Source organism: Citrobacter sp. FDAARGOS_156 (genome assembly GCF_001559235.2).
Lineage (GTDB): Bacteria > Pseudomonadota > Gammaproteobacteria > Enterobacterales > Enterobacteriaceae > Citrobacter > Citrobacter youngae.
In genome coordinates, this window is the sequence record NZ_CP014030.2 from 2,896,987 (window position 1) to 2,917,714 (window position 20,728).

General features: G+C 51.6%; 18 protein-coding genes and 2 pseudogenes. 17 read left to right on the plus strand and 3 right to left on the minus strand.

Going from position 1 to position 20,728, the window contains the following annotated elements; genetic code table 11:
* Positions 1-55: 55 nt before the first annotated feature.
* The 6 genes from AL515_RS14175 to AL515_RS14200 are packed head-to-tail and all read left to right on the plus strand — an operon-like array spanning position 56 to position 4,919.
* The gene (locus AL515_RS14175) at positions 56-1,120 is read left to right on the plus strand and encodes a FecCD family ABC transporter permease (RefSeq protein ID WP_061068030.1); all 1,065 of its coding nucleotides are present in this window, start codon (positions 56-58) and stop codon (positions 1,118-1,120) included.
* Entirely contained in the window at positions 1,117-1,896 is a 780-nt protein-coding gene (locus tag AL515_RS14180; protein ID WP_048211454.1) for an ABC transporter ATP-binding protein, read from the plus strand. Before AL515_RS14175 ends, AL515_RS14180 begins: the two co-directional genes overlap by 4 nt.
* A gap of 18 nt (positions 1,897-1,914) precedes the next feature.
* Complete coding sequence (locus tag AL515_RS14185; RefSeq protein WP_048211453.1) at positions 1,915-2,355, plus strand: pseudoazurin; 441 nt, start codon at positions 1,915-1,917, stop codon at positions 2,353-2,355.
* Between the two features lie 21 nt (positions 2,356-2,376).
* Positions 2,377-2,931, plus strand: a complete 555-nt coding sequence (petA, locus tag AL515_RS14190) for a ubiquinol-cytochrome c reductase iron-sulfur subunit (protein WP_071887352.1) — start codon at positions 2,377-2,379, stop codon at positions 2,929-2,931.
* Position 2,932: 1 nt separating this feature from the next.
* The gene (locus AL515_RS14195; RefSeq protein ID WP_061068031.1) at positions 2,933-4,105 is read left to right on the plus strand and encodes a cytochrome b; all 1,173 of its coding nucleotides are present in this window, start codon (positions 2,933-2,935) and stop codon (positions 4,103-4,105) included.
* Positions 4,106-4,109: 4 nt separating this feature from the next.
* Positions 4,110-4,919, plus strand: a complete 810-nt coding sequence (locus tag AL515_RS14200; protein WP_061068032.1) for a cytochrome c1 — start codon at positions 4,110-4,112, stop codon at positions 4,917-4,919.
* A gap of 46 nt (positions 4,920-4,965) precedes the next feature.
* On the opposite strand, the gene ychH is transcribed toward AL515_RS14200, so the two are convergent.
* Complete coding sequence (gene ychH, locus AL515_RS14205; RefSeq protein ID WP_048211449.1) at positions 4,966-5,244, minus strand: stress-induced protein YchH; 279 nt, start codon at positions 5,242-5,244, stop codon at positions 4,966-4,968.
* A 274-nt stretch (positions 5,245-5,518) separates the two neighbouring features.
* Here ychH and pth point away from each other — a divergent pair, with 274 nt between their 5' ends.
* Complete coding sequence (gene pth, locus AL515_RS14210) at positions 5,519-6,103, plus strand: aminoacyl-tRNA hydrolase (RefSeq protein ID WP_003020814.1); 585 nt, start codon at positions 5,519-5,521, stop codon at positions 6,101-6,103.
* Positions 6,104-6,218: 115 nt separating this feature from the next.
* Complete coding sequence (ychF, locus tag AL515_RS14215; protein ID WP_048211448.1) at positions 6,219-7,313, plus strand: redox-regulated ATPase YchF; 1,095 nt, start codon at positions 6,219-6,221, stop codon at positions 7,311-7,313.
* A 168-nt stretch (positions 7,314-7,481) separates the two neighbouring features.
* Here ychF and AL515_RS24000 read toward each other — a convergent pair.
* Positions 7,482-7,583 (minus strand): annotated as a pseudogene (locus tag AL515_RS24000) (integrase); the annotation flags it as partial.
* Positions 7,581-7,942 (minus strand): annotated as a pseudogene (locus AL515_RS14220) (transposase); the annotation flags it as partial. The pseudogenes AL515_RS24000 and AL515_RS14220, both read right to left, overlap by 3 nt.
* Before the next feature lie 200 nt (positions 7,943-8,142).
* Here AL515_RS14220 and AL515_RS14225 point away from each other — a divergent pair.
* The 9 genes from AL515_RS14225 to dhaL all read left to right on the plus strand — a co-directional run bounded on the left by AL515_RS14225 (position 8,143) and on the right by dhaL (position 20,726).
* Complete coding sequence (locus AL515_RS14225) at positions 8,143-8,673, plus strand: Csu type fimbrial protein (RefSeq protein ID WP_048211446.1); 531 nt, start codon at positions 8,143-8,145, stop codon at positions 8,671-8,673.
* 14 nt (positions 8,674-8,687) lie between these two features.
* The gene (locus AL515_RS14230; protein ID WP_061068034.1) at positions 8,688-9,410 is read left to right on the plus strand and encodes a fimbrial biogenesis chaperone; all 723 of its coding nucleotides are present in this window, start codon (positions 8,688-8,690) and stop codon (positions 9,408-9,410) included.
* A 55-nt stretch (positions 9,411-9,465) separates the two neighbouring features.
* A complete protein-coding gene (locus AL515_RS14235; RefSeq protein ID WP_061068035.1) occupies positions 9,466-11,751 on the plus strand; it encodes a fimbria/pilus outer membrane usher protein in 2,286 nt (761 codons plus the stop codon).
* 13 nt (positions 11,752-11,764) lie between these two features.
* A complete protein-coding gene (locus tag AL515_RS14240; protein ID WP_061068036.1) occupies positions 11,765-12,733 on the plus strand; it encodes a Csu type fimbrial protein in 969 nt (322 codons plus the stop codon).
* A gap of 322 nt (positions 12,734-13,055) precedes the next feature.
* The gene (locus tag AL515_RS14245; protein ID WP_048211442.1) at positions 13,056-14,330 is read left to right on the plus strand and encodes a Glu/Leu/Phe/Val family dehydrogenase; all 1,275 of its coding nucleotides are present in this window, start codon (positions 13,056-13,058) and stop codon (positions 14,328-14,330) included.
* A 395-nt stretch (positions 14,331-14,725) separates the two neighbouring features.
* A complete protein-coding gene (locus AL515_RS14250) occupies positions 14,726-16,585 on the plus strand; it encodes an STY4199 family HEPN domain-containing protein (protein ID WP_061068037.1) in 1,860 nt (619 codons plus the stop codon).
* A gap of 38 nt (positions 16,586-16,623) precedes the next feature.
* Positions 16,624-18,735 carry a hypothetical protein gene (locus AL515_RS14255; RefSeq protein WP_061068038.1) on the plus strand — a complete coding sequence of 704 codons (2,112 nt, stop codon included), beginning with the start codon at positions 16,624-16,626 and terminating at the stop codon, positions 18,733-18,735.
* 276 nt (positions 18,736-19,011) lie between these two features.
* Positions 19,012-20,082 (plus strand): dihydroxyacetone kinase subunit DhaK, encoded by a 1,071-nt coding sequence (dhaK, locus tag AL515_RS14260; protein WP_061068039.1) that lies wholly within the window; start codon positions 19,012-19,014, stop codon positions 20,080-20,082.
* An 11-nt stretch (positions 20,083-20,093) separates the two neighbouring features.
* Entirely contained in the window at positions 20,094-20,726 is a 633-nt protein-coding gene (dhaL, locus tag AL515_RS14265) for a dihydroxyacetone kinase subunit DhaL (RefSeq protein WP_005122292.1), read from the plus strand.
* Positions 20,727-20,728 lie beyond the last annotated feature (2 nt).

Here is a 20,728-nt window from a genome sequence, read left to right on the forward strand (position 1 = left end):
GCGTTATGCCTTATACGGGCATAGCGCCCTTTCGTATTCCGGGAAGTCGTAAACAATGAGCGAATTACGCAGGACGCGTCATGCCATGAGCCAGCTTGCATGCAGGACGCTGTTCCACGCGCTGTGGGTCAGCATGGTGATGTGCGGCGTCCTTCTGGCGGGCATTTCAATCGGTGAGACGGTTATCCCGTGGCAGCATGTCAGCCATACGCTGGCAAACCGCTTGTTTGATACACAGTATGCGGTGGATGCGCTTGATGCCGGGATTATCTGGAACTACCGCCTGACCCGCGCGCTGGTTTCCGCCTGTTGCGGAGCCTGTCTGGCGGTTTCAGGCGTGGTTCTCCAGTCGCTGCTGCGCAATGCGCTGGCCGAACCTTACCTGCTGGGTATTTCTGCCGGAGCCTCAACGGGCGCGGTGCTCATCGCCCTGACCGGACTTGGCGCAGGGATCATTTCCATGTCGCTTGGCGCGTTTATTGGCGCGCTGACGGCATTTCTGTTTGTCGCGCTATTGGCGATGGCGGCAAGGGGCAAAAGCGGCTCGGCCACCACGCAAATCATTCTCGCCGGGATTGCCAGTTCGCAGCTGTTCAATGCCATTACCTCGCTCATCATTACGCGCTCAGCCAATGCCGAACAGGCTCGGGGCATCATGTTCTGGCTGCTGGGCAATCTCAGCGGAGTACGCTGGCCGGATGTCGTGCTGGCCATCCCTACTGCGCTGATTGGCATCGTCGTTTGCTTTTGCTACGCCCGCCATCTGGATGCTTTCTCGTTTGGCGCGGAATCAGCGGCATCGTTGGGCATTCCCGTTAAACGCACCCGTGGCGTACTGATTGCCGCCGTAACAGGGATGACGGCCATAATGGTATCAATCGTCGGCGCCATTGGCTTTGTCGGACTGGTCATCCCCCATGCTGCGCGGTTACTGGTGGGAAATCAGCACCATCGTCTATTGCCCGTCAGCGCTCTTATTGGTGCCATTTTCCTTATCGTCGCGGATGTTATTTCACGCACCTTACTTCCAGGACAGGTCTTGCCGATCGGCGTGATTACCGCACTGGTCGGCGCACCTGCATTTGCCATCATTTTGATACGAGGGAATCCGGGGAAATGACCGCTAATCCTGTGGTAAACGCCCAGCATCTGTACTGGGAGGTCAAAGGCAAAGCCATCGTCAATGATGTCTCTTTTCAGGTCTCGCGCGGCGAGTTTGTCGGCATTATCGGCCCCAATGGTTCTGGGAAAACGTCGCTGATTTCGCTCCTGGCGGGTTTACTGAAACCGTCTTCCGGGCACGTTACGTTAAACCATCAGGATATTCGACGCTATTCACGCCGCCATCTGGCGCAAAAGGTGGCACTGGTTGAACAACAGGCTGAAACCAGTGAGCGTCTTACCGCCATTCAGGCGGTTTCGCTTGGTCGCACGCCATGGCTGAGCCTGCTGTCGCCGTGGTCGAGGAAAGACGACGATATTGTGCAGACGATGCTGGAGAAAGTCGCTCTACAAAACATGCAGCATCGCTGCTGGCATACCTTCTCCGGCGGAGAGCGTCAACGTCTGCACATCGCCAGAGCGCTGGCACAACAGCCGCAGGTACTGCTGATGGATGAGCCGACAAACCATCTTGATATACAGCATCAGATTGGCCTGCTCAATCTGGTTAAACGTGAAAAACTCACCGTCATCGCTGCCCTACACGACCTGAATCATGCGGCGATGTTCTGCGATCGCATCATGGTGATGAAAGCCGGACAGCTGGCGATGCAGGGGCGTCCTGCCGCCATTTTTACCCGTGAAAATCTTAATAGCTGGTTTGGGATCGACGCGATTGTCGAACACGCCCCCGACGAAGAGAACTGTTTTATCCGTTACCAACGCCCCGCGTAAACACCGAAAGGAACCGCAATGAAATGTGTTAAGCAAAGTTTGCAAATCTTATGCCTGTTAGCCTTCACCTCGACGGCTTTTGCACAAACCTACGAAGTGCTGATGAAAAACCGCGGTACAGGCGGCCCGATGGTTTATGAGCCGGACTATCTGGCGATCCAGCCAGGTGATAGCGTGAAGTTTATCCGCAAACATAAGAGCCACAATGCCGCGTCGATTGCCGAACTCTCTCCCGCCGGATACCCCGGCTTTATCGGCAAAATCGATGAAGAGATTGAAGTGAAATACGACAACGCAGGTTTCTACGGCATCAAATGTTCACCGCACTACGCGCAGGGCATGATCATGCTGATTAAAGTCGGCGACGCCGTTTTACCCGACAGCTACCGCGCGTTCAAAGCCCCTGGTCTTGCCGATAAGCGTTTTCAGGAAATTTATACCCGCATCGATAAACAGTAACGCCGTCACAAAGGGAGAATAATGGTGGTGGACAAAAAAACGCTTAGCGAAACAATCCAAACTCAGCGGCGCGATTGCCTGTGCAAGCTGACGAAATTTGTCGGCGCAGCGGGCGTGACTGCCGCCGTCTGGCCACTCATTTCCGCGCTGGGTCCGGATGATAAAACGGTGGCGGAAAATGAACCTGTTGATGTCTCCCTCGCAGGCGTAACAGCAGGCCAGACGGTGAAGCGTATCTGGCAGGGAAAACTGATCCTGATTCGCCACCGCACGACGGAGGAGATTGCCGCGGCGCGGCAAGCTGATCTGCGTCTACTGGCCGATCCACAGGCGGATAGCGAGCGGGTGGCAGCGGCACATCCACAGTGGCTGGTAGTACAAGGTTACTGCCCCCACGCGGGTTGTGTACCCAATGCCAACCCCAACGGACAGGGCTGGGTCTGCCCGTGTCATGGTTCAGAGTTTGACACCTCCGGGCGCGTAACACGAGGCCCGGCCACGGCGAATCTGGCCATCCCTGACTTTAGCGTGTCGGCTGACGGCCTGAGTCTGCGTATTGGTACGAAGGATGCCTGAGATGAAATCCGCTTATCCGTCCTCCCCCTGGTATCACCTGCAGTTTCGTCTTCCTGTCCCCCGCTCAGTCGCTGGCGTGTGGATCTTTGCTATTGGTCTCATATTGCTGGTCATGCTCGGCGTGCAAATGCTCTCCGGTATCGTGCTGGCTATGTTCTATGTGCCTACAGCGGGATCCGCTTTTGACTCTATTGTTCATATTCTGCGCGCAGTCAGACACGGTGAGCTGGTGCGCAATCTGCATGCTATTGGCGCGTCGCTTTTTTTCTTCGCCTGTTATCTGCATATTTTCCGGGCAATGTATTACAACGTCTACCGCAAACCCTATCTGAAGATGTGGGCAATCAGCGTGACGCTGTATGTGCTGTTGATGATCACCGCGTTTCTCGGCTATAGCCTGATTTGGGGGCAAAAAAGCTACTGGGCCGCTACGGTCATCACCAGTTTCGCCCGGTCGATACCGTTTATTGGCGATACGCTATATACCTTTTTGGTCGGTGGCTATATGCCCGGCACGCCGACATTAGGCCGTTTTTATGTCCTTCACTTTATCATCCCCTTCGCCATTGTCGCGGTTACGATATGGCACATCCGTACCGTCCAGTCGGCTTTTGCCCACGCGCGGAAGAAAACATTTTCGCCCAAAGAGTCTCAGCGTGTGTTGTTCGATTTTCGCATCACCGAAAACGATGCAATCAAACTCACCCTCTTTTTAATGCTGTTCGCCTGGTTTCTGTTTTTCGCGCCGCACTATCTCAGCAGCGCCGATAACTTTATTCCGGCAGACCCGACACTCACACCGGCTATCGTCGCGCCTGAATGGTATTTCCTGCCTTTCTTCTCCATTCTGCGCTGCTTCCCCAATGAACTGGCAGGCATCACTGCGATGTGCGCTGCGGTACTGATTTTCTATTTTCTCCCGTGGCTGGATACGTCACACGCACGGTTTCGTAATAACAGTCGGCTGGTTAAAGCCATTTTTTGGCTGTGGGTCGCCAATGCGCTCTTTCTGGGTTGGTTGGGCTCAAAAGCATTGGTCGGGCCGGACTTAATTGATGGTTTTAGCGATGACGATGGCTGGACACGCGCGGCGTCTCAGCTTTCAACCGTTATTTATTTTGCATGGTTTCTGCTTGTGCTGCCGTGCCGACGTTTACTGGAACGACAGGACTGACATCATGGCGCGATTTTTACCCACTGCAACTCTGACTCTGGCTCTTTTATTGAGCAACGCGATTTGCGCACAGCTACCCACCGCGCAGACATGGTCGTTTAGCGGCGTGAACGGTAAACACGATAGCGAACAACTGCGACGCGGGCTGCAAGTCTACGAAGAGAAATGCCGGGCCTGCCACGGTATGAAATATCTCACTTTCAAAACGTTAACTAAAGCTGGAGGGCCGCAACTCAGTGAGGCGGAGGCCAAAACACTGGCCAGCGGCTACGTCTTCGCGACAATTGAAGACGACGGTCAACCCGGCGAACGGGAAGGCAAGCTGAACGATGTTTTCGCGTCACCTTATCTGAATGACCAGGAAGCAAAATACCTTAATAATGGCGCGCTGCCGGTTGACCTGAGTTATATCGTTCGAGCGCGAACCTACGACCGTGGGTTTCCGCGATTTTTACTGGATGCGTTCACCCCCTACACCGAGCAAGGCGCTGATTATGTTTATGCGCTGCTGACCGGGTATGCAACCGATGACCCGGAGATGAAAACCAACCGTTTTTTCCCTGGCGGGATGATTAATATGCCCAAACCGCTGGCTGACAATGACATCACCTGGGCTATGCAAACGCATGCTCCCCAAACGGAAGAACAGTACGCACGAGATGTCACCGCGTTTCTGGCATGGGCCGCTGACCCGCAGCTTGAGAGCAGAAAACATCAGGGAGCGGTCGTTATGGGATATCTGGCGAGTATGTTGGCGCTATTAGCACTGTTACAGCGCATGCGATCCCGCTCGCGCAGCAACGAGAAAAACTAACGACCAGTCAGCGTAACGCTGGCTGGTCTGCAGGTTATGTCAGCACTTAGCTGTGGCGTTGGCTATCATTACGACGGCAGCGTTTGTCGTAATGGCGAACCCACCAGTAGCGGTCACTGATTTGTTCATGTCCGCCGACGCGGGCACCCGCCAGCCAGAGGACTCCACCAACAAAAATACTGAGCACGGCACCATGTGCAAAAAACTGTGGCAGATTAAATTGCGGTAACTGGTTTAAAATAGAGTAACCAACACCACCGACCATCACCACCAACCCTAAAGCCATGAGCACGTTACCGAGTAACGAAGCGTTTTTGCGTTTCATGTGTCACCTCCGGAACTTTGGGTTGTTACAGGGAATACCCCTAATCCTTATGTGTAAAGTATAGACAACACTGCCATTCGCAAGTGCGCCTGTGATCACAAATACAAACACCAACGCAACAAAACTTTACAAATAAGCTACTGAACACCCTCAATTTCCAATAGTCCACTTCTGCAATTATTCAGTTTTCGGTGCGACCCACGCAGTTTTTTGTCAAGCGCGTCGGCAAACAGTAAACTACACGCCGGTTATAGACACACTCAGGACAAATTACGTGGCGATTAAATTGATTGTCGGCCTGGCGAATCCCGGCGCAGAGTATGCGGCAACGCGACATAATGCAGGCGCGTGGTACGTCGATTTACTGGCAGAGAGACTCCGTGCCCCCCTGCGCGATGAGCCGAAATTCTTCGGTTACACCTCCAGAGTCACGCTTGAAGGTGAAGATGTCCGCCTGCTGGTACCGACCACATTTATGAATCTGAGCGGCAAAGCCGTTGGCGCAATGGCCAGCTTTTATCGCATTAACCCTGATGAAATTCTGGTCGCCCACGATGAATTAGATCTGCCGCCCGGCGTCGCCAAATTTAAGCTCGGCGGCGGTCATGGCGGACATAACGGCCTGAAAGACATCATCAGCAAGTTAGGCAATAACCCTAACTTTCATCGTTTACGCGTTGGAATCGGCCATCCGGGCGATAAAAATAAAGTTGTCGGTTTTGTTTTAGGCAAACCGCCTGTTTCAGAACAGAAGTTAATTGATGAAGCCATTGACGAAGCGGCACGTTGTACCGAGATTTTATTCAAAGATGGACTCACCAAAGCAACGAGCCGGTTACACACCTTTAAAGCGCAATAAGCAGCGATGTGCGGCATTTTTCTCGCGTGCTGTGTATAATAGGCAAAGTTATTTACATTTCTACAATCTGTTTTCCATAACAGGTTGAATATCAAAAGATTAAGGTGATTTAAACATGGGATTCAAATGCGGTATCGTCGGTTTGCCAAACGTAGGCAAATCCACCCTGTTCAACGCGCTCACAAAAGCGGGTATTGAAGCGGCAAACTTCCCGTTCTGTACTATCGAGCCGAACACGGGTGTTGTCCCGATGCCCGATCCTCGTCTGGATCAACTGGCCGAAATCGTTAAACCGCAGCGTATCCTGCCCACCACAATGGAATTTGTGGATATCGCGGGTCTGGTAAAAGGCGCATCCAAAGGTGAAGGCCTGGGTAACCAGTTCCTGACCAACATTCGTGAAACCGAAGCTATCGGTCACGTTGTTCGCTGCTTCGAAAACGACAACATTATCCACGTGAACAATAAAGTGGATCCGGCTGACGATATCGACGTTATCAACACCGAACTGGCACTGTCCGATCTCGACACCTGCGAGCGTGCTATCCACCGTGTACAGAAGAAAGCCAAAGGCGGTGATAAAGACGCTAAAGCTGAACTGGCTGCACTGGAAAAATGCCTGCCGCAGTTGGAAAACGCTGGTATGCTGCGAGCGCTGAAAAACCTGACTGATGAAGACAAAGCAGCCATCAAATACCTGAGCTTCCTGACGCTGAAGCCAACCATGTATATCGCCAACGTGAACGAAGACGGTTTTGAGAATAACCCGTACCTCGACAAAGTGCGCGAAATCGCGGCTGCCGAGGGTTCTGTTGTGGTTGCCGTTTGCGCTGCCGTTGAAGCTGACATCGCAGAACTCGATGATGCTGACCGTGAAGAATTCATGGCTGAACTGGGTCTGGAAGAGCCGGGCCTGAACCGCGTTATCCGCGCAGGCTACGAACTGCTGAACCTGCAGACCTACTTCACCGCGGGTGTGAAAGAAGTCCGTGCATGGACCATCCCTGTCGGCGCAACGGCCCCGCAGGCAGCTGGTAAGATCCACACCGACTTCGAGAAAGGCTTTATCCGCGCACAAACCATCGCGTTTGAAGACTTCATCACCTATAAAGGTGAGCAAGGCGCGAAAGAAGCCGGCAAGATGCGTGCAGAAGGTAAAGATTACATCGTTAAAGATGGCGATGTGATGAACTTCCTGTTCAACGTTTAAGTTGCTTCTGCTGTCTGATCAGGCTTTCCGGAGCTTTATCAGATCAATGAACGCGAAAAAAATCCACGCAGCTGCGTGGATTTTTGTTTTCATAGCGACCGTGTCAGCACCTTAGAAACACAGCTAAAATTGAGCACGCTGGTGAGTGCAATTGTAAGCACACCTGTTTTAGTTCCACGCATTTTTTGAAATTTCCGGTTTTTCAGCCATCAGCCGGTACTCTTCCGGCGTCAGGTTGTTCAGGGATTCATGAGGCCGCTCGTTGTTATAGCGTTCTGCCAGCTCAGTCAGCGCATGGATCACTGGTTCTTCACGTCCGGTATTGGGCTGATAAAAATACACCGTCCTGCTCAACGATAACGTCCCGCAGGCCTGGCGTAAACTCATGGCAAATTGTGCCGTCAGATAGCTGACGAGCTCACGCTTTATCGCTGGTTTTAAAGCTTTTTTTCGATGACGTCTTTTAACGTGAGATTTTCCAGACTCAGGTCGGCAAACATTTGTTTCAAACGTCGATTCTCATCCTCAAGGTCTTTGAATTTTTTAATATCGGCCGCTTCCATCCCGCCATACTTTGCCTTCCAGTTGTAATAGCTGGCCTCCGAAATAGCTACCTCACGGCATACTTTTGAGTAGCATAAAAAAGAAACGACATACTCACCCGTTGGTATTATTTTTTTGTCGACGACATCACCTTTTCTCTAAGTAAAATTCATGAGATCAACTGGCGTACGTCTAATACTTATTCTAGGGTTAACTCATGTCTTCTTGTGTCACATTATTGTTTTTTTAAAGCAAAAAATGTGGTTATTTGAAAAAGGTGAAGGATATGGCTCTAGTCTTCGACAAACGCTTAATTCTTTTTTGCGGCGCCTTTTCCATTATTCCGGCGGCAAACGCAGCGTCTACAAGCGGGACATTTCAGGTACTGATGACGATACAAAAAGCGTGTACCGTCACTGCGGGGTCGGCTTCAAATATTACTCTCGGTCCCGTGAATACCACTGCGACAAATACCAGCGCAAGCAACACAATTTCAATTAATTGCTCAAAAACCACCCCCTACTTTATTGGCCTGGCACCTTCAGCGGCCAACGGCGGGACACCCACGGGGTCCGGAGCCATGTCCTCTGTCGCAAATGCAGCAAACAATACCGATAAAGTGCCTTACCAGCTGAACCAAACATCAGCAACAGGACCGGTCTGGGGGAATACGGCCACCGCCACCACGGTAGGAAATGGTGTTGCATCCCAGGGAACTGGGCTTCTACAGAGTTTTACCGTATATGCCACCGCGCCAAGCGCGAACTTCACACCTGACGACTATGCCGACACCGTAACGGTAAACGTTAACTACTAAATTCAGGAACACAGATGACAGTAAAACTGCCTGTACAGCAGTATGCCTGCGCATGCCTGTTAGGAGCGGCTATGAGCGTAAATCCGGCGACAGCCAGCGGATTGCAGGTTGCTCCAGTTACATTAACGCTGCAAGCGTCGCAAAATGCCGATGGGATCTGGCTAAGCAATGCCGGAGAAAACGTGCTGAATGCCCAGGTTCGGGTCTTTCGCTGGAGCCAAAGCGCATACGGCGATAAGCTGTCTCCCTCTCAGGGGCTGGTTATCAGCCCGCCGATGCTGGCGTTAGCCCCTGGTGAACGCCAGTTGATTCGTGTTATTCGCACCGGCCCGCCATCGACACATACCGAAGATGCCTATCGGTTATCAATTGACGAATTACCGCCAGCAAAATTACAAAAAAATAAACTTCAGTTTGTGCTGCATTATTCCGTACCTGTATTTATTCAACCAACGGCGCAGGCTGAAACCCAGGCCAAATTGCAATGGAAATTACAGCAACTTGACGGCAAAAAATTTCTTGAAGTCAGTAATCAGGGAAATGGTCATGCGCAATTATCAGCGGCAACCTTTATAAACCATAATGGTGCGAAAAAGGTCATTACGCCGGGACTATTAGGCTATGTTCTTCCGGGCTCAACAATGCGGTGGATATTATCCACGTCCGCCAGCGATACCCATTATGGCGGTAAAGTTGAAGTAACAGTTAATGGCCAAAAAACAGTACAAGATCTCTAAGAGATCCTGGCTTCTGGTGAAATGTTGCTTACTCAATGGAGCATTATTATCTGGAATGGTTTCAGCTCACGCGATCAATAATAACCAGACAAACAGTGGAATTATTGGCGACGCAACACCTCTTGCGGGCATCGATTTATATCTCGACGTGACCCTGAATGGAAACCCTGTCGGCTTGGTTCATTTTGGCTATGAGAATGAAAAACTCTATGCTGGCGCCAATACCCTACGACAGTTGGGTTTTCGCTTACCGCAAAATGCGGCTGCCACCGTCAGCCTGAACGATATTGCCCAACTGAGCATTGACTACAACGTCGAACAACAAACTCTGGCGCTCACTGTGCCGCTCGGTTCCCTTGATCTTGCCACCACGCAGGTGAACCCGACCGGCGAAGCGACACCAATAGCATCAAACTCACGTGGGGCGTTACTCAATTACGATGTCTATGCTCAGCAGGGAGATGAAACCAGCGCCAACACATTTAGCGAGTTGCGCGCGTTTAATGGCTTAGGGGTGTTAAGCACAACCCAACTGACTCAATATTCCACCGCGCCCAACGCAGATAATGCCTTCTACCGCATGGACACCCGCTGGCGCACGTCATTTCCGGAAAATATGTTGGCGATAAACGTTGGCGATACCCTGACAAGCTCGCTCACCTGGTCCCGACCGACCCGCATTGGCGGCATCCAGATAGGAACCGATTTTGGTTTACAGCCGTACATGCCAACCACCCCGCTTCCCTCCTATCTTGGTTCTGCCACGCTTCCTTCAAACGTTGAGTTGTACGTCAATGGGGTTAAGTACTACAACGGGGAGGTTCCGGCCGGAAGTTTTCAAATCAACACCATGCCTAATATCAGTGGCGCAGGGACCGGTCAGGTGATGATGACCGACGCGCTGGGCAGAACGACAGTACAAAATTTCTCGTTCTACAACGATCAGCAACTCCTGCGAGAAGGGCTAACAGCCTGGTCAGCGGAATTAGGCGCAGTAAGAGAGAATTACGGTTACGCCTCATTTGATTATGCCAGTGCCCCTGTGTTTAGCGGGACCTGGCGTCGGGGATTCAGTAACACCTTTACTGCAGGTACACACGCGGAAACCAGTGATGGGCTGATTAACGCAGGTTTTAGCAATGACTGGGTTCCCGGCCCGCGCAGCGGCACAGTGTCCACCGCATTGGCAGCCAGTACGGACTCAGGGAAAAGTGGATTTTTGTACAGTGTTGGTTACCGTTGGTCAGGTGAACAGTTTAATTTCAGCACCAGCACAACGGCGACGTCGGGTGACTACCGTGATGTCGCGACCCATTATGGTGAGCCGCCACCCTCGCTGAGCAGCAATACGGTAATAGGTTATGCAATGGCGTCAGCCGGCAATGTCAGCCTGAGTTACCTGCAGTTTCGCTATCCGCACGATAGCGCGGTACGCTACGCCAACGCCAGTTGGTTCAAATCCGTCACCGAAAACATCTCACTCAATGCCGGATTTAACCAGAATATTGACGACACCCGCGATCGCAGCGTTTACCTGATGGTGACGGTCACCACCAGCGGTAATCTGAGCGCCAGCAGTACCGTACAACATACCAATAATGAAACCGGCTACCAGATCAATGCCAGCCAAACGCCACCGGGTGACGGCGGCTGGGGATGGAACGTCGCTGCCAGCCAGCAAGCCTCCCGGCAAAGCGGCCAGGGAGAAGTCGGGTATTTGGGCCGTTTCGGAAAAGCCTACACCGGATTTAGCCGCCTGCCCGACAACCACTACGGTTATGCTGGTGCGACCGGTTCCCTGGTTGCGATGGGGGGAGGTTTGTTCGCGGCTCGGGAAATCAACAATGGTTTTGCCGTCGTATCAACAGACGGCATTCCGGACGTGCCAGTCAAGCTGCAAAACAACCTTGTCGGTCGCAGCGACGATCAGGGTCTGCTGCTGGTCACGTCACTCAATAGCTATCAAAACAATCAAATCAGTATTGACCCCATGGATCTACCCGCCAATATGCGGATCGCCCGCGTTGAAGCCAATGCAACGCCGGCGGATCGCTCCGGAACCCTGGTCAGTTTTGGTATCACTCCCGTACGCGCCGCGCAGGTTACTCTCGTTAATGAACAGGGTAAGGCCATTTCTGAGGGCAGCATGGCATATATCACTAACGGCGCAGGCCAGTCATCCGTCGTCGGATTCGATGGAATGGCCTGGTTTGACAGCCTGGAACAGCACAACAGGTTACGCGTTGACACAGATACCGGTAGCTGTAACGCACAATTCGATTATCCCGCCAATGCAAAGGGGATTGTACAAATAGGCCCGCTGGAATGTCGGTCACAATAGCAGGAGTTCATTCATGAAATTAAGACAGTTGCTGTTTATCGCTGCACTCCTCGTCTGTCCAGGGATAAGTCATGCGGTAACCTGCTCCGTCAGTAACGTCCAACCAATTAGTTTTGGTGCAGTGGACCCGTTGTCATCATCAGGCGCAACGACCTCAATGACCTTCACCTGGACTTGTGCAAAAGAAGTGACCGACGTACTGGCGGGGATTAACCTCTGTTTTAATATTGGCGCATCGGGCGTCAGCGGTCAGGTGGCAACACGGAATATGTCGTTAAGCGGAACACCTGCCAGAACGTTGAGCTATCAGCTATATCAGGACGCCGGGCACAGTAAAATCTGGGGGAGTCAGTATCAGAGCGGAACCTCGGTTCCCATGGTACAACTTAACTTGCTCAATTTGCTCCCAGTGACCGGTTCACTGACAGTATCCGCCCAGCTCGTCACGCCGCAAACTTCTGCAGTCCCCGGAAGCTATCAGGACAGCTATACGGCAGCCACGGCGCTTATCACCCTCAACCCTGGATTAGTTATTCCGCCCACCACGTGCGGTGATACCGTTGCCGCCAGACTTCCCTTCAGCGTATCAGCCACTGTCAGCAAACAGTGCAATATCACATCGGCCACTAACATTAGTTTTACCCCGGTGAAGGCAACTCAGCGCAATGCGACAGCATCAAATACCATCGGGGTGGCATGCACCAATAACACCCCTTATACCATTGGACTGCAACCCTCCAACGGCAATACTGCAGGCAACGGTGTGATGAGCGGAACGGGGGCAAACAGCGATAAAGTGCCCTATCAGCTCAGCTCAACGCCAGGGCCTTCCGGCACAGTGTGGGGCAACAGCTCGCTCAATACCGTTACAGGCACTGGCACCGGCTCCGCTACGCCATATTCGGTGTATGCCACCGTTCCCAGCGCGAACTACACCCCCGACAACTATGCGGACACCGTCACTATCTCAGTGACCTACTGACGCGCCGCTAAAATGCAATCAAGAAAACACAAATAATTATCATATTGTTTACTTTTAGAGGTGCATCATAAATCTGACAAATAGTCATTCTCATGCACGATGCATATTAAATGCCTGAATTGCTACTTGATCGCAAACATTCGCAAAATCAATAGATAATTATTCACTTAACGCTTAATTCACATATTTTTTATATGGCTATTAGAGGGCTGGAGGACAGGCCGTTTCTTGAAAAAAATGTTAAATTTAAGTTTATATGGTGAGATCCACTGTATACCACGGCCAAATTAAGAACATATTACTTTTATAACTAAGGTTTATCATGGATAAGTTATCTTACGCTTCAGATAGCAGCACATCTGCCTGGAATACCTACCTGCAACAAATCGAGCGTGTGGCCCCTTACCTGGGCGAACTTTCCCATTGGGTGGATACCCTGCGCCACCCGAAACGCGCGCTAATTGTCGATATTCCGGTGCAGATGGATGACGGCACTATTCGCCATTTCGAAGGATATCGTGTACAGCACAACCTCTCCCGCGGCCCGGGAAAAGGCGGTGTGCGTTATCATCCTGATGTTGATCTTAATGAAGTGATGGCCCTTTCCGCCTGGATGACCATCAAATGTGCCGCACTGAACCTGCCGTACGGCGGTGCCAAAGGTGGCGTTCGCGTCGACCCATTCTCGCTGTCCGAAGGTGAACTGGAGCGTTTAACCCGCCGCTATACCAGCGAAATCGGCATTATCATTGGGCCGCAAAAAGATATTCCAGCGCCGGATGTCGGCACCAACGGCAAAGTGATGGCATGGATGATGGATACCTACTCCATGAACCACGGCACCACCGTAACCAGCGTGGTCACCGGTAAACCTATCCACCTTGGCGGTTCGTTGGGTCGTGATAAAGCAACGGGTCGTGGCGTGTTCGTCAGCGGTCTGGAAGTGGCTCGTCGTGCCGATATCGACGTTGAAGGCGCGCGCGTAGCGGTACAAGGCTTTGGTAATGTCGGCAGTGAAGCGGCTCGCCTGTTCGCCAGTGCTGGCGCACGCGTCGTTGCCATTCAGGATCACACTGCCACCCTGTTTAACACCACCGGGATCGACATGACCGCGTTGACCGCCTGGCAGTTGGAGCACAAACAGATTGCCGGTTTCCCGGGGGCGGAAACTATCGCCAGCGAAGCCTTCTGGAGCGTGGAGATGGATATCCTGATCCCTGCCGCGCTGGAAGGGCAGATTACCCGTCAACGTGCAGAAATACTGACCTGCAAACTGGTGCTTGAGGGCGCTAACGGCCCAACTTACCCGGATGCCGATGATATGCTGGCAAGCCGCGGTATCATCGTGGTACCTGACGTCGTATGTAACGCAGGCGGCGTCACCGTCAGCTACTTCGAATGGGTTCAGGACATGGCCAGCTTCTTCTGGAGCGAAGAAGAGATCAACAATCGCATGGATAAAATCATGACCGATGCGATGGTTCATGTGTGGGAGAAAGCGGCGGAGAAATCCTGCTCATTGCGCACTGCTGCCTATATTGTGGCCTGCGAGCGTATCCTGCTGGCACGTAAGGACCGTGGTATTTATCCGGGATAATACGACGGCAGATACGTCAACGTTTTGAACGACGATAAACGCCAGTCGTGAGTTACGCCAATAATGCGGCATTATTTGTGGCATTATTGGCGTGTAGTCGCCTGATTCATCCGCCCCGCTTTCTGCGTTTTACTTACCCAATATCTGCGCGGTTTGTTAGCCAATAAACATTAAATCCCATCGCAGCAACCATAATTTGCGTTAAGAACCCATAGCAACGCATTATTGGCCGCAATGTCTACTACCAATATTACGCCCGCCATATATATTGACGAACTGATTAAAAATCCCGAATAATTGTCGAATTATGGCATTCTGGCTGCTGGGAAAGTTGCCTGACACAGTGCGATTAGATCGGGCCGGGAAAACTCAGCGAATAACCATGTGAGAATATAATGGTCGATCATTCATCTGCTTCTGAGCACAACGATTTTACTCGTTGCCTGTCTCTTTTCGACAGCGCATTTCCACAAATCTTATCCCTGCTGGGCATGCCAGCCCCCACGCAACTCTCGCCTGATACGTTTTATGATTCACTTGATAAAGCCCGAGAGAAATTGGGCAACTGGAACAGTGTAGCGACCCGCTTTAACTATAACGAGCAGGAAATGGCGAGCTTTCTTGCGGCACTACGCACCTTGAACAAATGGCTCGGCAGAAATACAGATGGCCAGCCTGCCGACAGAAATCTAACCATTGCCGCGTTGCGTTTTTTGTGGCAGCTCGAATATTTGCGAGAAAAACAGCCTCAATTAACTTACTCAACGACGCTGAATAACGAAGACGAAGAAAAGCAGTTACGTAGTTTGCAGCAGGTACGGGCATTAGAGTTGACCATTCGTAGTTTAATTAATGAAGCGTACAATAACCAACAAGCCCTACTTGAGCACCTGAACAAATTATTTGGTCAGGAACGTGTAAAAAAATGGCTGAACGTTGCCGATCGTGATGACGTATTGAGCGGTACTCTTTTCAGTGAACTCGCCTCACTGTTTATTGATAAAGACGAATATCCCATCCACTATTCTCCACTTTATCAATATACCCCTTTGCTCAGCTTTGTTAACGATAAACGTAGAACACTGAATACCTTTCTTGACGATATTCGCGTAATTCGCAACCGTCTGGCGCATCATAAGCGGGTAACCTCCGTCCAAACAACATTGGTGAATTACTATTACCGAGAAATTACTGAGCCGGTACAGGAGGCCTTCGATGAAGGTCGGGTAAAAGTTAACCCTGATCGTTTTTTTGATGACAGCAATGCTGAGGTTGCGCGCTATTTCGAACGGACCGCCCAAAAAATTGACGATCTTGGCGGCGACGTTCAGGGAATAAAGGATGACCTGGCGGCTCAGGCTCAGGATATTGGAAAAATCAAAATGGAAACGGGCATCATTCGCAATCGAGTGGCCTGGGTGCTGGGCGGTATCGTCGTCATTATTGTTGGCTCGGTACTGACTTTCGGAACCTCAACCAAGACGCTGGTGAATACGGAGTCCATCCGTAGCGATCTCGGGGAAGTGGGTAAAACGGTTGCCGGTGCGAAAAAAGAAACCAGTAGCGATCCGCGTAAAGAACTGGCGAATATCGGCATTGCCTGGGATGAAAAAAATCTTCGCGCCGCTATCGACCGCGGTGATACCCAGGTTGTCAATTTGTTTCTTGCCGGAGGCATGCGCTGGAAACTGTATTATGCCGAAGCCGCATTACAGGAAGATCGCCAGGAAACGTTGAATGCCCTATTACAATCAGCATCGTTGATGGATGAAAAAAACGGTTGTCTCAGAATGGCCGGTAAATTACGTCAGCAAACGAACCAGAATGGCACGCTGACCCCCATACAGATTCGTTATTTAAAAACATTCTGTTCTTCTGCCAAGGATGTTCAGGGTATTAAAGCGGAACTGGACAGAGCGCTTAATTTTGAGAAAGCCCAGAAGAAAGCTTACGATGAAGAAATGGCTAAAAATGAACCTGCGGGTCGCTGTGAACGCCGTTTGATGGCCGATAATGCGCGTGACTTACTGGCTGACGCGGCGCAGTTTTCACTGCAAAGACCTACCACCTATTCACTCCACGATGTGTTATTGAAAGAACTGAATACGCGTCTGATGTTCGGCACACTCAACGGGGCAGAGTTAAAAAGCCTGGTTAAGAACTACTGCGTGAAACAAGAAAACCATGAACCCAATATTGCGATTGACGATAACTGGAGTCGCTCACAACGGGTCATTTATAACGTAGTCAAATAATGAGCGATACAACAACACATCCATCGAAAGAGAATTATATGTTCGCATTCAACAATGCATGGCCGCAGTTTACTTTCGAGTTCAATCCGTCGCAGCGTGATGCACCGGCAGGCAGCCTGCTGATCGGATTGGGCGACGGCAATGATACGGAAAGCCAAAAGGGTGTCGCGCTCAATAACAAAGGATACCGTGCAGGTCACTACAATTCGGTGAGTGAACTGGTGGCAAATGCCGACGATCGTCAATGGACTATATGGCGCAATAAACTCTCAAGTGTCCAGGGAATACAACGAATCGTTATCGAAGATTTCTCTCTGGATACCTGTTTTACGCTGTTGCTGTTTTTGAACCATCTCGATGCCGCTGGTTCGCTGTCGCTATCAACACATCCGTGGCTGGAATACGTCACCGCATGGGAAAGCGGTATTTATCTGGACGGTGATGATACGACGCGTTCTGCCGCGTGCTTGTTATCCGCACTCGCACATAGCAGCCTGTGCGAGCAATCCATGGATGATACTGCCGTTGTTCGCCACAACATATTGGCCTGCCTGCGCCTGTTGAGCGATATGATAATAGCCAACCCAGACCCCACCGCAGGCATTATGCCCATGCACACGCAATGTTATGCAAGTGCGGTCGCAAGTCTGGCGTATGAGCAACAGATTTACCAACACGTTATCAAGCGTTCGGTGACCTGCCAACTCCTGCTGGACCTCGGCACAGGCCGGCGGCAAACGGTGGTTGATGCACTGTTTATCACCGAAACGCTCCCTTCCGGGATGCTGAAAATTCTCGCGCGCTGCGACAAAGAACGCAGTTGGACGCACAATGGATTTGGGCTGCTGGCCATTTATCGCCCGCGAGAAGTGGGCACGGGCAATGATATCGTTATTTCGCTCAACCCCATTCAGGGGACGCGCCTTGATGCCCTGTGGTTCGCTCTGGAACAGCGTGAAGATGCGGCCTGGCAAGGGTTACGCCCGCACGATACTCCGCGTTTTCTCGAAAGCTATCGCCTGGCCGGAAGCGATAAACTAATCCCAGGAGCACCGAACCAACCCTGGTACGACGATCAAGGCAGAATGACGCTAATTGCGGCACCGAAGCAGCTTGCGCCCGGAGAGCCAGGCTCGAAACTGACCTGGCAACAAGACGTTTTACCCGCAATCTGGGAAAATTATTTTACCCGGTACCTTGATAACGCCATTGTGCCAATAGCTTTACCCGAACTTGATTGCCGCACAAAGGGTAAATGCATTCGTGTCTATCAGCATCGCATCCCGGAGGGCGGTGATATTACGATAGTCCCGCTGATGCGTATGATCGATACCCCCACTTTCCATGCCTGGCTGGCAGCACAGAGCGATAGCACGCGCGTCGTCCGGAGCCCTGCGGATCTCCCCCCCACCAGCGAGTACAGCAGCCAGTGGTACAGCAATATTCTGGTCGTCGCTCACCGTCATGGCGTCACATTCTTCTGTCGCGAAGAAGAGGATAAACATCTGGCAATACTGACTAAAGCGGCCAGTTCAGTAGCGGATGTCAGCCATGAGTATGAAAATTTTCTGGCAAACTCTGCCCAACAGATTGAACAGTGGCTCAAGGATCTGCTCGAATCGCAGCAAATTCACAACCGAAAGGGAAAAATTCGTCGTTTATCTGACTGGTCCGAAATGATGCTGGAAACCAAGGCCCGGGCGCTAAAAGCCATGAATAAAGGTGCTTTGGTCGGCAACGATGCCCTGCATAACCAGCTGAGTGACGATCTCTCGCGGCAGTGGGGATTATCGGAACAGCGCCAGGAGCTCATGGCGCAGATAGAGCAATTGGATCAGCTCATGCGCCAGGCGATTAGTCAGCGTCAGGAAAAACGTCAACGTATTTACGGCGCACTGTTTTCCGCTTTAGCACTCGGCGCGGCGGCTAACCATATTTGGGAACCGATTAAAGAGATAAAAACAACAAACCTTTATGAATGGCAACTCATGCTATTCAAAGAGCAGCCAGCCCCGGCAATGGACAAATTGCAGGCGATTGCCGCAGATGCCGCACGATACGAAGTCTATACCCTGGCTATTCTGCTAATTTTTGGTTTTATTGGTTTTATCCTGTTCTGGTTTTTCGATTTTAATGGCAAAGAAGAGTAAGGAATAACGTTTTATTCACAATACCGTCAGCATAAACCTTGCCGCATCTCTCACTTCCGCTGTTTTATGCACCAATACGTTTCAATACGGAACATTACCAGATGCTAATGTTCCGTATTGAAACGCCAATCACATCAATTTTCTTTTGACTACCCGTGTGCAAAATTACCTTATCGGCAGCGAGAGGTCGCCGTGGCGCTGTACAAACCGATACCCTACATCAGATGTCTGCCTGATATGTGCAGCCATCTCAGGACTGTCTGCGGAGCATAAACAATGAAAAAATTGATCAACCGTGTTGAAGACGTACTGAACGAACAACTCGCCGGGCTGGCAAAAGCCTACCCTTCTCTGGCACTGCATCAGGACCCGGTGTATGTCACTCGCGCAGATGCGCCAGTGATGGGCAAAGTGGCGCTGCTTTCCGGTGGTGGTAGCGGCCATGAGCCAATGCACTGCGGCTACATTGGCCAGGGTATGCTCTCCGGTGCCTGTCCGGGTGAAATTTTCACCTCGCCAACGCCGGATAAAATGTTTGAATGCGCCATGCAAATTGATGGCGGCGAAGGCGTACTGCTGATAATCAAAAATTACACCGGCGACATTCTTAACTTCGAAACGGCAACCGAGCTATTGCATGAAAGCGGCGTCAAAGTCACCACGATGGTTGTGGATGATGACGTGGCGGTGAAAGACAGTCTGTACACCGCCGGTCGTCGCGGTGTGGCAAATACTGTATTGATTGAAAAACTGGTCGGTGCGGCCGCAGAACGCGGTGACTCACTGGATGCCTGCGCGGTATTGGGGCGCCAGTTGAACAATCAGGGTCATTCCATCGGGATTGCCATTGGTGCCTGTACCGTTCCGGCGGCCGGTCAACCTTCATTCACCCTGCGGGACAACGAAATGGAGTTTGGCGTCGGTATCCACGGCGAACCCGGCATTGACCGCCGTCCATTCTCCTCGCTTGATCAAACTGTGGATGAAATGTTTGACACCCTGCTGGAAAACGGCAACTACAGTCGTACGCTGCGTCACTGGGATCACCTTCAGGGCGCATGGCAGGAAGGGAAAGAAAGCAAACGCGCGCTACAGAGCGGCGATCGCGTGATTGCGCTGGTCAATAATCTCGGTGCGACACCGCTGTCTGAGCTCTTCGGCGTGTATAACCGCCTTGAAAGCCGTTGCCAGGATGCCGGTATTGTCATCGAACGTAACCTGATTGGCTCTTACTGCACCTCTCTGGACATGACCGGTTTCTCAATCACCCTGTTACAGGTGGATGACGAAACGCTGAGCTTATGGGATGCACCGGTTCACACCCCTGCACTCAACTGGGGTAAATAAGGAGATTCATGATGTCCCTCACCAGAACACAAATTGTTAACTGGCTCTATCGCTGCGGCGAAATATTCACCACCGAAAGCGATTTTCTTACCGGCCTTGACCGGGAAATCGGCGATGCCGACCACGGTCTGAATATGCACCGCGGCTTCAGTAAAGTGGTCGAAAAGCTCCCGTCCATTGCGGATAAAGATATCGGTTTTATTTTGAAAAATACCGGGATGGTACTGCTCTCAAGCGTCGGTGGTGCCAGTGGCCCGCTGTTCGGCACCTTTTTCATCCGCGCCGCGCAGGTCACTCAGGCCCATCAAAGTCTGACGGTTGACGAATTGTATCAGATGATGCGTGATGGCGCAGAAGGTGTCATTAGTCGTGGTAAAGCCGAACCGGGTGACAAAACCATGTGCGACGTTTGGGTGCCTGTCGTCGAATCTTTACGCCAGTCCAGCGAGCAAAAGCTGAGCGTACAGGCCGCTCTGGAGGCGGCAAGCGCCCAGGCAGAAGCCGCGGCGCAAAGTACCATCACGATGCAGGCGCGCAAAGGCCGCGCCAGCTACCTTGGTGAGCGCAGCATTGGGCATCAGGACCCCGGCGCAACGTCCGTTATGTTTATGATGCAAATGTTGGCTCAGGCGTCCAGAGAGTAAGG

Excerpts from the sequence above, each read along its gene's own strand:
- AL515_RS14240 (WP_061068036.1), top strand. The coding sequence starts at position 11,765 with ATGAAATTAAGACAGTTGCTGTTTATCGCTGCACTCCTCGTCTGTCCA.
- AL515_RS14175 (WP_061068030.1), top strand. The coding sequence starts at position 56 with ATGAGCGAATTACGCAGGACGCGTCATGCCATGAGCCAGCTTGCATGC.
- dhaK (WP_061068039.1), top strand. The coding sequence starts at position 19,012 with ATGAAAAAATTGATCAACCGTGTTGAAGACGTACTGAACGAACAACTC.
- dhaL (WP_005122292.1), top strand. The coding sequence starts at position 20,094 with ATGTCCCTCACCAGAACACAAATTGTTAACTGGCTCTATCGCTGCGGC.
- AL515_RS14250 (WP_061068037.1), top strand. The coding sequence starts at position 14,726 with ATGGTCGATCATTCATCTGCTTCTGAGCACAACGATTTTACTCGTTGC.
- petA (WP_071887352.1), top strand. The coding sequence starts at position 2,377 with ATGGTGGTGGACAAAAAAACGCTTAGCGAAACAATCCAAACTCAGCGG.
- AL515_RS14245 (WP_048211442.1), top strand. The coding sequence starts at position 13,056 with ATGGATAAGTTATCTTACGCTTCAGATAGCAGCACATCTGCCTGGAAT.
- AL515_RS14225 (WP_048211446.1), top strand. The coding sequence starts at position 8,143 with ATGGCTCTAGTCTTCGACAAACGCTTAATTCTTTTTTGCGGCGCCTTT.
- AL515_RS14180 (WP_048211454.1), top strand. The coding sequence starts at position 1,117 with ATGACCGCTAATCCTGTGGTAAACGCCCAGCATCTGTACTGGGAGGTC.
- AL515_RS14235 (WP_061068035.1), top strand. The coding sequence starts at position 9,466 with ATGGTTTCAGCTCACGCGATCAATAATAACCAGACAAACAGTGGAATT.
- AL515_RS14255 (WP_061068038.1), top strand. The coding sequence starts at position 16,624 with ATGTTCGCATTCAACAATGCATGGCCGCAGTTTACTTTCGAGTTCAAT.
- AL515_RS14185 (WP_048211453.1), top strand. The coding sequence starts at position 1,915 with ATGAAATGTGTTAAGCAAAGTTTGCAAATCTTATGCCTGTTAGCCTTC.
- AL515_RS14195 (WP_061068031.1), top strand. The coding sequence starts at position 2,933 with ATGAAATCCGCTTATCCGTCCTCCCCCTGGTATCACCTGCAGTTTCGT.
- AL515_RS14200 (WP_061068032.1), top strand. The coding sequence starts at position 4,110 with ATGGCGCGATTTTTACCCACTGCAACTCTGACTCTGGCTCTTTTATTG.
- AL515_RS14230 (WP_061068034.1), top strand. The coding sequence starts at position 8,688 with ATGACAGTAAAACTGCCTGTACAGCAGTATGCCTGCGCATGCCTGTTA.
- ychH (WP_048211449.1), bottom strand. The coding sequence starts at position 5,244 with ATGAAACGCAAAAACGCTTCGTTACTCGGTAACGTGCTCATGGCTTTA.
- ychF (WP_048211448.1), top strand. The coding sequence starts at position 6,219 with ATGGGATTCAAATGCGGTATCGTCGGTTTGCCAAACGTAGGCAAATCC.